At 40.4% G+C, this 13,254-nt stretch carries 11 protein-coding genes; 10 read left to right on the top strand and 1 reads right to left on the bottom strand.

All coding sequences use genetic code 11. The features are described 5' to 3' along the window. The first annotated feature begins 127 nt into the window (after positions 1–127). From RMY00_RS22540 to RMY00_RS22505, 8 genes are all read left to right on the top strand, one after another. Entirely contained in the window at positions 128–589 is a 462-nt protein-coding gene (locus RMY00_RS22540) for a pyridoxamine 5'-phosphate oxidase family protein (RefSeq protein WP_322649670.1), read from the top strand. A gap of 68 nt (positions 590–657) precedes the next feature. Further along, entirely contained in the window at positions 658–1,821 is a 1,164-nt protein-coding gene (locus RMY00_RS22535; protein WP_322649669.1) for an aldo/keto reductase, read from the top strand. A 300-nt stretch (positions 1,822–2,121) separates the two neighbouring features. After that, complete coding sequence (locus tag RMY00_RS22530) at positions 2,122–2,325, top strand: ChaB family protein (RefSeq protein ID WP_322649668.1); 204 nt, start codon at positions 2,122–2,124, stop codon at positions 2,323–2,325. Positions 2,326–2,585: 260 nt separating this feature from the next. After that, positions 2,586–3,119, top strand: coding sequence for a hypothetical protein (locus RMY00_RS22525; RefSeq protein WP_322649667.1), 534 nt, complete (start codon positions 2,586–2,588; stop codon positions 3,117–3,119). A gap of 838 nt (positions 3,120–3,957) precedes the next feature. Next, positions 3,958–4,308 (top strand): hypothetical protein, encoded by a 351-nt coding sequence (locus RMY00_RS22520; protein WP_322649666.1) that lies wholly within the window; start codon positions 3,958–3,960, stop codon positions 4,306–4,308. 460 nt (positions 4,309–4,768) lie between these two features. Further along, positions 4,769–5,005, top strand: coding sequence for a hypothetical protein (locus RMY00_RS22515; RefSeq protein WP_322649665.1), 237 nt, complete (start codon positions 4,769–4,771; stop codon positions 5,003–5,005). A 902-nt stretch (positions 5,006–5,907) separates the two neighbouring features. Further along, complete coding sequence (locus tag RMY00_RS22510) at positions 5,908–9,273, top strand: PAS domain S-box protein (RefSeq protein WP_322649664.1); 3,366 nt, start codon at positions 5,908–5,910, stop codon at positions 9,271–9,273. Continuing rightward, complete coding sequence (locus RMY00_RS22505; RefSeq protein ID WP_322649663.1) at positions 9,270–10,238, top strand: PleD family two-component system response regulator; 969 nt, start codon at positions 9,270–9,272, stop codon at positions 10,236–10,238. Before RMY00_RS22510 ends, RMY00_RS22505 begins: the two co-directional genes overlap by 4 nt. Before the next feature lie 44 nt (positions 10,239–10,282). Here the strand turns inward: RMY00_RS22505 and RMY00_RS22500 are convergent, their stop codons facing one another. After that, entirely contained in the window at positions 10,283–11,419 is a 1,137-nt protein-coding gene (locus RMY00_RS22500; protein WP_109006885.1) for a cob(I)yrinic acid a,c-diamide adenosyltransferase, read from the bottom strand. A gap of 210 nt (positions 11,420–11,629) precedes the next feature. Here RMY00_RS22500 and fraC point away from each other — a divergent pair, with 210 nt between their 5' ends. Together fraC and fraD are read left to right on the top strand one after the other, a co-directional pair. Beyond that, on the top strand, positions 11,630–12,169 hold the full coding sequence (fraC, locus tag RMY00_RS22495) for a filament integrity protein FraC (protein WP_322649662.1): 540 nt from the start codon (positions 11,630–11,632) through the stop codon (positions 12,167–12,169). Between the two features lie 56 nt (positions 12,170–12,225). Then, positions 12,226–13,251 (top strand): septal junction protein FraD, encoded by a 1,026-nt coding sequence (gene fraD / locus RMY00_RS22490; RefSeq protein ID WP_322649661.1) that lies wholly within the window; start codon positions 12,226–12,228, stop codon positions 13,249–13,251. Positions 13,252–13,254: the final 3 nt, after the last annotated feature.

Raw genomic sequence — 13,254 nt, 5'->3', positions numbered from 1 at the left:
CCATCTGTAGGCTCACGCAATTTAAACAAAAAAGGTTAATACTAAAAAATAACTTTGCCAGCATCAAACCTGATTGTAATCAAAAATTACAGTCAAGGAAAAGCAAATAGAGGAAAGAATACAAACAATGGCAACTTCTACAGACCGCGAACAACAGATTCAAAAGCTGCACGAACTAATCAAAAATATTGATTATGGTATGTTTACCACAGTCGATGATGATGGCAGTTTGCATAGTTACCCTATGTCAAAAAGTGGTGAGATTAACTCTGAACCCACACTCTGGTTCTTTACTTATGCTGGTTCCCATAAGGTGACTGAGATTGAACACTATGAACAGGTAAATATTAGTTTTTCGTCACCCGAACAGCAGCGATACGTTTCTATCTCAGGTTCAGCCGAACTCGTAAAAGACCGCAACAAGATGCGAGAGCTATGGAAGCCGGAACTTCAAACTTGGTTTCCTAAAGGACTGGACGAACCCGATATTGCTTTGCTTAAGGTGAATATTAGCCAGGTTAATTATTGGGATAGTACCTCGAGTTTCAAACCACAAACAATTAGTTTTTTGACATCATCACGCCTGTAACTAATTCGTAATTCGTAATTCGTAATTTGTAGTTAAGGATTCAATTACGAATTATTTACAAATATGTAATGGGTGAAATTGACAAAAGTATTTTTAATTACGATAAATCAATGGTAAGAGAAGGTAATGATGAAGGTGTCCAAAAACATCTACCTTTAGAGGTAAAGCGGCGACATTTTTTAAAAGGAATAGGCTTTATTGGTGCAGGTGCAGGGGCAATTTTTGCTGACCACATTCTCAATGCCAATCCTGAAGTAGAAGCGGCAGAGGTTCCAGCGTTATCTGCAACTCCAACCAACAGCACAAACACAGGTGAAATTCCTCTCCGTCCACTGGGGAAAACAGGGGTGAAAGTGTCGGCGATCGCTTTGGGAGGTGCAACTTTAGGGCAAGCAAAGAGTAAGGAAGAGGCGATTCGCATTGCTCACGAAGCTATTGACAATGGTATCACCTTCATGGATAACGCTTGGGAGTATAACAAGCATCGTAGTGAAGAGTGGATGGGAGAGGCGTTGCAAGGGCGACGAGACAAGGTTTTTTTGATGACGAAGGTTTGCACCCACGGACGCGATCGCAAAGTGGCAATGCAGCAACTTGAAGAATCTCTGCGTCGTCTCAAAACCGATCACCTCGACTTGTGGCAAATCCACGAAGTTGTTTACTACAACGATCCAGAAATGATTTTTCGTGCCAACGGGGCAATTGAAGCTCTGGCTCAGGCGAAAAAAGAAGGTAAAGTTAGGTTCGTTGGCTTTACGGGTCACAAAGACCCCGCTATTCATCTAAAAATGCTCTCTTATAACTACCCTTTTGATACAGTGCAAATGCCGCTTAATTGTTTTGATGCCAGCTTCCGCAGTTTTGAGAGGCAGGTGTTACCAGAACTCAACAAACGGGGAATTGCCGCTATTGGCATGAAAAGTCTCAGTGGAAATGGTGATGCAGTAAAAAAAGGTGTAGTGACTCCCCAAGAAGCTATCCGTTACGCCATGAGTTTACCGATCGCTACACTTGTCAGTGGTATTGATTCTGTAGAAGTACTGCGACAAAATTTAGCGATCGCGCGTGGTTTTCAACCGATGCAGGCAAAAGAAATGCAAGCATTGCGCGATCGTTGCGTCCAATATGCTGCCGATGGGCGTTTTGAACTCTTCAAAACTTCCAAACAGTTTGATGCTGATGAAGGCAGAATCCAACATGGCTTTCCACCTCAGAGTCAAGTGCAGACATGAGGTGAGAGAGCAGGGAGCAGGGGGAAAATTCCTCTGGCTCTGCACCCTTTCCCCTATTTAATTAAGAGGTATATTATGTCTGATATATCAAATAATTAATTAGTAACTTTGGCTTGTCTGGGCAAGTTAAAGCCAAAAACTTAAAAATTTTTGTCAAAAAGTGAGATTGAATTAGGACTTACACATCAACTATGAAATTTAAGGACAATTTAAGAATTGCTCCTACGGAAAATCAAAGCTTTCACTACCTTTTTCAGTAAATTCATAGAATTTATTCCATCAAGTAAGAAAACGAAATTTATGCCTTACCAACATATTGCAGACTTACCTGATTCAGTCAAAGAAAATTTACCCAAGCACGCCCAAGAAATTTTTCGAGCTGCATTTAACAATGCTCAAGAAGAATATGGTGAAGAAGAAAGTGCCTTTCGTGTTGCTTGGAGCGCTGTGAAACGCGATTACGAAAAAGGTAACGATGGACAATGGCACAAAAAACCAGAATAGCTCATACCATTTTGCATTGTAGATTCGCAAATAATTATATCATATCCGCTATAAAGACTTATCATTAACACCGTAGGAGCAAGAGGAAAAAAGGGTTTTCCTATTTTTGCACAGATGTGATAACTTTAACTAATTAGCGGGATATGATATTACTGATAATTGTTTTTAGACCTTCATCTGTCGAAATCATTTTCAAATTGATATCAGATTGTATTGAGCAGTTTTATTACTGCACAAAAAACTTTATTAAGTGAGGTCTTATGAATTATCTTGTTGCAGTTTTACCAGATCGAATACAAGCAGAAGCCGCATACTCTGCTCTGGAAAAAGCAGGCTTGCCAACTTCACAAGTCAATATTTTGGGCGATGGTTATTTAAGCGCTGATGAATTTGGACTAATTGATCCCGACAAGCAAGCCCGTAAACAATCAAATCGGCTCTTGGGGGGGCTTGTAACCTTTGGATTTGTTGCAGGTTATGCCTTCAACCATTTCACAGAAGTTGAAATATTTCCCCAGTTTGCTCGATTTGGCAATGAATTTCTTGCTGGTATCTTAGGAGGTATAGGCGGTGTTTTGGGCGCTGGTTTAATCGGTCGAAGTGTCGGGTTAACAGCTAGCAGTGGCGATGCTTTACCTTATCGTAACCGTCTCAATGCAGGCAAATACTTAATTGCAGTTACCGGAAATGAGGATTTAATACGCGAAGCTACGCGTGTACTGGGTCAATTTGAACCAGAAAATATTCAAGGCTATACAGATTATTCACGAAAGAACAAACTTGTGAAGAATTAAGGGGTGGGAGCGTCAACTTTCTAAAAAAGCTAATCTACATCGGGTTCAATGCCGAGCTATGTCTAACGACATATATAAAACTTCGATTTGGTTTTTGAAGTCCACGTAGTACCATGTCAAGCTTAAAATAGGGCGTTGCTGATTCCATGTATGATAAATGATTTTGCATAATACCAAAATCCTTGTAGAGACGTAGCAGTGCTACGTCTCTAAATCCACATTCATACTTTAATTCTGTAACGCCTAAAATAGTGCATTAGATGTAAATTGAGTTGAGCAACGCGAAACCCAACAAAGAGAAAGAAAATGTTGGGCCAATACCGTTCGGTTAAGAAATTTACTCGTTTGGGCAGGCAGTGGGAGCAGGGGGAGTAGAGCAGCAGGGGGGGAAAGAATAGCTTTTCATAAACTCTTTACCTCCCCTGCCTTCCCTGCTTCCCCTGCTTATCCGAACCGTATTGAATGTTGGGCTACCTACGGAACGCTAAAGGCGAACAAGTCGGCAGAGCTGCCCAACGCAGTGGCTCTCCAACCTACAATTTTTTTGCAACATTTTAGACTTGGCACGCCACTATAAAACTAATTAAGTTTTTTCAAAAATAATTTACTATTCTTATATACACCTCTTTATTAATTACTGAAACTCTTTAATATTCAATCAAACTATTAAAACAAATTAGCACTCAAGGCTTGTAAGTGCTAATTTCTGGCTAAGATTTAATGCTTCTAATATAGTAGATATAAACTATACTCTTTCTAGATGCTTTAGTTACTTCTTAGACATTATGTTAAAAAACTAAAGCTTTACTGCAAGTAATTTAAAATTGGGAGTGCTAACATGAAATACACTTTTGATATTGTCGGAGTATCTCCACTTTTGCAGTTTTTTAATCAGCAACAGCAAAATGGACAAAAACCACCTAGCCAAGGCGTAGAATACTTGGGAATGCGTACCTGTACACTAGATACGTTTCTAGAATCAGTGGAATCAGTTCCAACAAAGCGAGATTGGAATCTGGATCAAGTGGTAGATACCGTGATTCAGTTTTGGTTGAATAACTCAGACAGCATTCGTTATTGGAAAGTACGTTTAACTGATGCAGGTAAAGATAATTTACTCGTCGCAAGATTGGCGGATATCAGCGCCTTACAAGCTGAATTTGAATCCCTACTAGATAAGGAGTGGTGAAGGAAGAAATAGGTAAAATTGCAAAAGAATTCAGAGGTGGAGTAACTTTTGCTCCGCCTTTAATCAGAATGCACGCTTTTTCCTGTTGTTTTCGTTTTCAAGTGCTTTGAGAACTTTGAGATATAAACTTTTTAATAGTATTTTTTAAGACGTTTGCGTTAATTTTAACACTGATACAGATATTACTTACGTGTATGCATACAAATCATACAAATCCAATATTTATCCAACTTTCTGCTTGAGCATTGTTGTACCCTGGAAACAATTGCAAATTAAGGTTTTGTGATTCATTGCTATTTGAAAATTTCAACTTCAGTAGTCTAAAATATAGCGCTCAGTGTTGACAATTTTTTAATAATCGAATAACAAGGTGGCAGCAGCATTAAAAAAAAGCGTTAGTGCATTCCTACCTAGAAACTAATTAACGCCCTTCATTAAACTTCATACGGTTAACATAATTATGCCAGAAAATACGGATTATCAAGCTTCTAAATCAGACAATCAAGCTATTGCCTATAAAGAACGCCTCAATTCTTGGGCGATCGCTCGTCTACTTCCTAATACGCAACGGGAGATTGTTGCTCGCTTCCGCAGCCGTTCTGATGCCGAAGGCTATATGCGGCATCTCCCCCAGGAAAAACCAAATGCTTCTTACATGGTTGTTTTTGATTGTCAACGCCAAGAAGCTGTGATTTAAGGTATTAAGTATAGGCAATAAACCTATCTTGAAAGAGGGCAGTTTTCTGTAAGCTAGAACTGCCCTCTGCCTTCCTCGATAAAACTTAAAAATGTCTAGGCGTAGTCCATCAAAGACATCGCTTACAACTCCAGATTCAAATTCACGCTTCACTTAAAAATTCTGGATGTTGTCAACAAGCATATCAATCTTTGTATTTTACGTTTTCAAACCCAAGTTTCCGAGCGAGTAAGCCTTTATGCGTAGAATGTTAGTAAGCAAGTAATACCAATTTGAAAAAAGAATGGGACAAATAGACCATTTGTAGAGACGCGATTCATCGCGTCTTTACCCAAGGATGTGTTGCAATCATTAATTGAATTGGTATAATTTTAAGTTTGTTCGCGTCAGTGGCACATTAGCGATCGCCACCAGAAAGGGCGGGTACACCATCGCGTCTCAGACAAAAGCCTAGTACCGCAAGCTAGAAGCGAAAAGGAGCCAGTGCGTTGCGCTAATTAAAAGCCTTGTAACCCTCCGGGGAAGCAAGCTATGCACAGCGTCTCCCTTTGGGAGAAGCAATTAGCTCTTAAAATTTAAAAGGCTTTAATTTTGGACTTTCTGGTTGTAATAGAACTGCCGTTAGCGCAGCGTAAAGCCTTCGGCATGGCTTCGCTTAGAGCGAGCCTGTAAGCGTCACCTGAAGGGTAGATTTATTTCTGCCGAACTGTACTAGTATAGAAAATTTGATGCTATTAAAAAAACGATAATTATAGCCATAAATTATTAAAGTTTTTGACAATATTATATAAACATTTAACTTAGAAATAAGTTCCGTAATTGCCCCATTGCTATTGATATTTAAAATTAATTAAAAGTAAAAGCTAGTGCAATAAACCCTGAAAGTGCTGGAGGGTTAATAAGTGGTCAAACAGCACCGATATAACTGGTTAAAAGCTGTGAACTTTTTCCGTAAACGAAAATTTTTAGCGTTGTTGCTAGGAATATTATTTTCAATTTATATAGTCCTACTCTGGCAGAGGCTTTTTCTATTGATTGTATGGTTATTAGTTATTGTTGCGCTGACATTATCAATCTATTTTGCTTTGACTTTACAAGCAAATAACCAGCAGATAAAAGCAGAAAATCAGGATTTAACTTACAAAATTTTAGAACATAAACAGATAGAAATTTCCCTCCGCACCAGCGAAAATCGTTTGCGGCAGTTGCTGGAAACTGTCAAAGTCATCCCTTGGGAATTAGACTTGAAAACTTGGCGATTTATTTACGTTGGGCCGCAAGCGGTAGACTTGCTAAATTATCCGCTCGCAGAGTGGTACGAAGAAAATTTTTGGCTCAATCATTTACATCCAGATGACTTAGAAAAGTCTGTTCGTTTTTGCCAAGAAGCAACTGCTAGGTGCAAAAATCACGAATTAGAATACCGGATGTTAGCAGCCGATGGGCGAGTTGTTTGGCTGCGAGATGTTGTTAGCGTAGTTGAGGAAGCAGGAAGTCCTACTATGCTAAGGGGGTTTATGTTTGACATTACTGATTTAAAACTGGTTGAAGAAACCTTGAGGCTAAGGGAGAGGGCACTTGCTGCTACCAGTAATGGAATTATCATTGCCGATGCTAGACTCGCCCATCATCCAGTTATTTACGTCAACCCAGCTTTTGAGCAAATAACAGGCTACAGTACTAATGATGTGATTGGGCAAAACTGCCGATTTTTGCAACGCATAGATAACCAGCAACCAGCACTCAATGAACTGCGCTTATCTATTCAATTTGGAACAAGTTGCAAAGTTGTTCTCCGCAACTATCGCAAAGATGGCACTTTATTCTGGAATGAATTGAGTATTTCTCCCATTCATGACGAAAATGGTAAGTTAAGCCACTTTATTGGAATTCAGACAGATATTAGTTTACGCAAGCTTGCCGAAGCCAATCTGGAACGGCAATTGCATCGAACTCTACTACTTGAACAAATTACTCAAGAAATTCGTCAAAGTCTTGATAGCAGAAAAATATTCGAGACGGCTGCTACCCAAATTGGCAAAGCATTTGGAGTTGAACGCTGTCTGATCCATTCTTTCATTAGCGACTCCACACCCCAAATTCCCCTAGTAGCAGAGTATAGTACACTCCCTGGCCATTGCTCCATGTTGAAATTGGAAATTCCCATGACCAATAATCCTCATGCCGAGCTGATGATGGCACAAGAAATAGCGATCGCTTCTCCCAATGTGTACCTTGATCCTTTACTCCAGACGGTTGAACCTATCTGCCGACAAATTGGGCTGAAGTCTATGCTGTCAATTCGCACCTCCTATCAAGGAGAAGCTAATGGTGCGATCGGCTTACATCAGTACAGCTATTTTCGCCAGTGGACACAAGACGAAATCGAATTACTAGAAGCAGTGGCGGCTCAACTAGGTATTGCTTTAGCACAGGCTCACTTACTGGAACAAGAAACCCGCCAACGTGAAGAACTTAGCTTGAAAAACTTTGCCTTAGAGCAGGCAAAATGTCAAGCAGAAGCCGCAAATCGGGCAAAAAGTGAGTTTTTGGCGATGATGAGTCACGAAATTCGGACTCCAATGAATGCTGTTATTGGCATGACTGATCTATTGCTAGATACTGATCTCACGCCTGAACAGCAAGACTTGGTGGAAACAGTTCACAGTAGCGGAGATGCTTTACTCACCATTATCAACGACATTCTAGATTTCTCCAAAATTGAGTCGGGCAAACTGGAATTAGAAGAACAGCCTTTTGATTTGAGAGCTTGTGTAGAGCAGGCTATTTCCCTATTAGCTCATAAAGCTGCCCAAAAGGATATCGAACTAGTTTACCTAATCGAGCCGCAAGTTCCTACTCAGATCATTGGCGATATGACACGTCTGCGCCAAGTCTTGATGAATCTTCTTAACAATGCCATTAAATTTACTGAAAATGGAGAAGTGCTACTCTCTGTTGATCTGGGGACTGGGGATGGGGGATTGAGGATAAGGAGTAATGGGGATTTGAATCAAGAAGCTTTTTCCCAGTCCCCTATACCTGCTGGAGAGCCGCAACTTCTATACGAAATTCAATTTGCTATCAAAGATACAGGTATTGGTATTGCACCAGAAAAGATAGGGCGGTTATTTCAACCCTTCACTCAGGCTGATGTCTCCATGACTCGACGCTATGGCGGCACAGGATTGGGACTGGCCATAAGTAAGCGGCTCAGTCAGATGATGGGCGGCACTCTTTGGGTGGAAAGTCAAGGGTTTGTCGGTGGAAATCCTAAACCTCTATGGAAAGGTGGAATTTCCCAAGGTTCAACATTCTACTTCACTATTAGTACGAAAGTGGCTCCTGTGTTAGAACAAGCTAAATTAAGCAGTTCGCCAGTGCAGCTAGCCAGTATTTCTCACTTTCCCTTAGTTGATCGGCTAAATGCCCATCGACTGCCATTGCGAATTCTTTTGGCAGAAGATACGATTGTCAATCAGAAAGTTACTTTACTGATGCTCCAGAAAATTGGTTATGTGGCGGATGTCGTAACTAATGGGTTAGAAGTGCTAAAGGCTTTGCAAAAACAGCTCTATGACCTAGTGTTGATGGATGTCCACATGCCCAAAATGGATGGCTTAGAAGCAACTCGAAGAATCTGTCAAGAATGGGGAGTAGGTTTTCGTCCCCATATCATTGCGATAACTGCCAATGCAATGCGGGGCGATCGCGAAGTCTGTCTTGCTGCTGGTATGGATGACTACATTAGCAAACCCATTCAGCTTCAAGAGTTAGCTGAGGCACTTAGCAAATGCCCACCCCAAAGAAGGTCTGAATTCACTTCCAGAGGAAAACAAGGTAAGGTGATGTGCTTAGAATTACAACCTTCGCAAAATATCCTACAATTAGAGCAAAACCAAACATCAAAAATTGCCAAACTTGATGCCAAAATTCTCCAATCTTTGCAGAATATGCTCCGAGGAGATCGTGTGGCATTTGTTGAACTGATTGAGTGTTATCTTACAGAGACACCGAGATTGGTCCGAGATATCAGCACATCTATCACAACTCAGGATGCCCAGACTCTATTCAACACAGCCCACCAACTTAAATCTAGCAGTGCTTCTATTGGAGCGATCGCTCTGTCACAGCTTTGCAAGGTGTTAGAAGCACAGGGATACAGCAGTAAATTAGAAAACAGCCTAGAATTAATCTCACAACTATATCAAGAATATGAACAAGTTAAAGCTGCCTTAGAACAAGAACTTGCAAAGGATGTACCATGAAAGCTGATGCTCAAGAAAGCCAATCTTTAGTTCTAATTGTTGATGATGAACCTTTTATCCGCCTGATACTGCGGCATTTCTTAGAGCGGGAAGGCTATCAAATCGCGGAAGCTCAAAATGGCATAGAGGCAATAAAAGTTTTTAAGCAATTGCATCCTGATATAGTACTTCTTGATGCCATGATGCCAGATATGGATGGTTTCGAGTGTTGCACTCAGTTACAAAATTTTGGTTATAGCAAGTACACTCCAGTTTTAATGGTTACAGGGCTTGAAGATCAAGTCTCAGTTGACCGGGCATTTGCTGTGGGGGCAATGGATTATGTTACTAAACCGATCCACTGGGCAGTTTTGCGACAACGAGTAAAACGCTTAATTGAGCAATCTCAGTTACAGCAAAAACTAGAAGCTGTTAATATGGAATTGCAACGATTAGCTGCTATCGATGGATTAACTCAAGTCGCTAACCGCCGACGGTTTGAAGAGTATTTTAACCAAGAGTGGCAGCGCATGAAACGGGATAAATGCCCCCTTTCGCTGATTCTTTGCGATGTTGATTTCTTCAAATTATATAACGATACTTATGGTCATCGGGTAGGCGATCACTGTCTTCAAGAAATTGCTAAAGCGCTCAAAGATATTATTAAACGTCCCGGAGATTTAGTTGCCCGTTATGGCGGGGAAGAATTTGCTGTGATTTTACCTAACACAGACGCTGAGGGGGCAACTCGTGTTGCCGAAAACATTTGTGATGCTGTCCGAACACTAGCAATTCCTCATAAAAATTCCCAAGTTAGTCCTTATGTTACCCTAAGTGCTGGGTTTACGACAGAAATTCCTCAGCCAGATTCTGATATAGAAGAAATGATTTCCGCCGCAGATTGGGCATTGTATCAAGCAAAGGCAGCAGGACGCGATCGCTTTGTGCAAAATATTCAACTACCCAAAAGTAAAAATTCCTGCTAGTGCGCCTCAAAACTCAGCTATTAGCCCAATGCCCAATGCCCAATTTAAAAATCTACCCCTCGTTTAAGCTCTACACCTTGATTGGCATAGTGTTTGTGGCAATAAACCTCTGAGTGGACGCTAGCCAAGTCGAAGTAGGCAGGTGGATTTTGGCAGCGACCAGTGATTATAATTTCGGTATCGCGGGGTTTGCGGAGTAAAGCTTGCACAATCGGTTCAACGGGGAGTAATTCTAAATCAACAGTGGGATTGAGTTCATCAAGAATAATAGTTTTATACAATCCAGAGGCGATCGCAACTTTAGCGATTTCCCAACCTCTTTCGGCTTCTACATAATCTAATTCTTGCCGGGAATTTCGCCAGACGATCGCATCTCCACCGCAGCGCTGATGATCCACCACTTCTGGATATGACTGCTGTAAGGCAGCGATCGCAGCGTCTTCTGTGTAGCCACTACCACCTTTAAGCCACTGCATAATCAACACACGAGTAGACCCTGGATGATTGATTCCCCTACCAATGGCTTGTAAGGCTTTGCCCAAAGCACTAGTAGACTTGCCTTTACCAGCACCAGTATAAATTTCAATTCCTTCAAGAAAGAGAGCTTTAGCTGTTGGGTGGTGATGAGGTTTCATTTCTGAGTGCAAATCTGCAATATCAAGCAACTTTTGCGGTGCGGCGCGTCCGGTGGCGATGATTTCCAACTCTTGGGGTTTAGATTTTAATGTCCGTACCACTTCATCTACTGGTAGCAAACCCAAATCCAGAACCGGGTTAATCTCATCCAAGACAACAACTGAATATAAACCACTAGCGATCGCGCCTTTAGCTACATCCCAACCCCGCATCGCTTCATCTCGGTCAAAAGTGGTAATTTCTTCATGACCAAAAAATTCGGCTCTCCCAGTGCGAACCTGGTCAATTAAATGAGGAAACCCACGTTGCAAAGCTGCGATCGCCCCATCTTCATCATAATCACGTTCAGGCCCTTTCAAAAACCGCAGCAATAAAACGCGGTTAGAATTGCTAGGCGTATTGATCCCCAAGCCAATAGAGCGCAAAACCACCCCCAAAGCTGCTTGGGACTTACCTTTACCCAAGCCATCGTAGACGTGAATTTGACCGACGAGCCGTTCTTGACGCACTTGCGCTGTGCGAATACCAATACCGTTCCTTGTCATTTCTCGAAAAGCTATAAGTGGCAGTCTTTAATCTTACCTAACGTCTTGTAATCTTAGGTAGAGAAACTGCTCCTCTCATGCATCCGTATAATGTATAAATAACGACAATATAATATTGGCACACCAAACAAAAACAATCAGATAATTTCCACCATCACCCTCACTATCCCAGTTATACTCTCTACAGTTAACTCTTACCCTTGACCATTTATGCCTGAAAATTGGATGCTTCCCAGCATTTTTCCTATTGGTGGAATTCTGTTTGACCTTTTATTTGTACTGATTGCTATCCCCATCGAAGCCTATGTTTTGCATAATCGACTAAAATTTGACAAAAAAACTAGCACTTTTTATGCTATTTCTATGAATTTGTTTTCTAGTGTAATTGGTTGGGTCATATTTTTTGTAGCTGAACCAATGTTGCCGATACATCTAAAATCAGAATTAATTAGCTATATGTTTTTTAATAATTTTAAATCAGCAAATACACAAAGCTTAATAATTTTAACTGCTTGTATAATTTTCTTTGCTACTTTTATAATGAAGTTTTTCATTTTAAGGGTATTACTACTATCATTGAGTGAACCAGTTGCTAAGAAAGAAGAGGAACCTCAAACATACCAACGGCGACGATGGCGTACTTTTAGCACTGCTAAATTACAAAATACTAATTTAGTGATTACTACATTAATTGCGAATTCTCTAAGTTATAGTGTTATAACAATTATTTTATTCTTTCGCTCAAAGTAGCAAAAATTTACTTTATTCAAAGTAAGATTAATGATTAATCAAGTGGAAGGAAGAATATGAATACGTTACTTAAAGATGTATTTGGGGTTTTTAAATTTGCTGAAGGGCTTTATGCAGGAATTAGAAAGGTATTAGTTCCACCGAAAGCTTATTCTTGGCAAACATTTATTTATTTGAGTATTTTTTCTTGGATAGTTTCATATTTTGCTATAGGTTATATAAAAGATATAATTGCCTTTTTCGGTTGGTTATTTTTAATTGCTGGCACAGCTTGGTATACAACTGAAGATCCTTTGAGGGTTCCTGGTACTTTTATGCCAGTCGGGGCAGTGATCACAGGATTTTTGGTGAGTGTTTTTGCATTTGGAGATCAACGGGATGTCATTACACCAAGAACAATCGTTTTTTGGCCAACAATCTCAGCACTAATTACAGCTATCCCAGAATTTATTGAAGGAAATGATACCGATGCCAAAGCTAGAATTCCTAAACCACAAGATCGCCAAAGAATCATAATTTTAGTTGCTAGTAGTATGCTGCTAAGTTGCTGGATTCAGTTTCACTTTGTGATGAATAATTGGTTTCAACAATATCCTAGTTTGCAGGCAGATACTTTTAAAGGTAGTACCGTTCTTGTCAGTACGGAAAGACGCCTAAAAATTCCAAGAAACGGCGCTATAATTTTAGAAAAACTTCAACCACTAGTAATAGAAGAAATAGCTAAAAGACCTTGGTCAGAAGTAGAGAAATGGCTGATACCGAAAAAAGATGTCGAACCTCGGGTAGTAACTTTGGGTAGGGGAGTAATTCAAAAGAACTTGGGTAAATATGAAGAGAAGGAACTATGGCGTGTTGAACCGCGCGTAGCTAATACTAAATCTGGATATATATTAGATTTATTAAGTATTTGGATGGGCCCGAGTTCTAACCCAAGGGGTTATTACTTGAAAAAATCTTGTCGCATTGAACCAGTTGCAGCAACTAGCAATTCAGACAATAAGATTACAGTTGCAGAAATTGAATGCGATCGCGGCAGTAAACTTTTTGCTGGATCACCACCTCCGCAAGCTGGGGAGGAGTAGGGG

The organism is Nostoc sp. ChiVER01 (assembly GCF_034531155.1).
Taxonomy (GTDB): Bacteria; Cyanobacteriota; Cyanobacteriia; order Cyanobacteriales; family Nostocaceae; genus Nostoc.
This window is presented reverse-complemented; position numbering and strand designations above follow the sequence as displayed.

Coding starts and splice junctions, on each gene's coding strand:
- RMY00_RS22540 (WP_322649670.1), top strand. CDS start 128: ATGGCAACTTCTACAGACCGCGAACAACAGATTCAAAAGCTGCACGAA.
- RMY00_RS22535 (WP_322649669.1), top strand. CDS start 658: ATGGGTGAAATTGACAAAAGTATTTTTAATTACGATAAATCAATGGTA.
- RMY00_RS22530 (WP_322649668.1), top strand. CDS start 2,122: ATGCCTTACCAACATATTGCAGACTTACCTGATTCAGTCAAAGAAAAT.
- RMY00_RS22525 (WP_322649667.1), top strand. CDS start 2,586: ATGAATTATCTTGTTGCAGTTTTACCAGATCGAATACAAGCAGAAGCC.
- RMY00_RS22520 (WP_322649666.1), top strand. CDS start 3,958: ATGAAATACACTTTTGATATTGTCGGAGTATCTCCACTTTTGCAGTTT.
- RMY00_RS22515 (WP_322649665.1), top strand. CDS start 4,769: ATGCCAGAAAATACGGATTATCAAGCTTCTAAATCAGACAATCAAGCT.
- RMY00_RS22505 (WP_322649663.1), top strand. CDS start 9,270: ATGAAAGCTGATGCTCAAGAAAGCCAATCTTTAGTTCTAATTGTTGAT.
- RMY00_RS22500 (WP_109006885.1), bottom strand. CDS start 11,419: ATGACAAGGAACGGTATTGGTATTCGCACAGCGCAAGTGCGTCAAGAA.
- fraC (WP_322649662.1), top strand. CDS start 11,630: ATGCCTGAAAATTGGATGCTTCCCAGCATTTTTCCTATTGGTGGAATT.
- fraD (WP_322649661.1), top strand. CDS start 12,226: ATGAATACGTTACTTAAAGATGTATTTGGGGTTTTTAAATTTGCTGAA.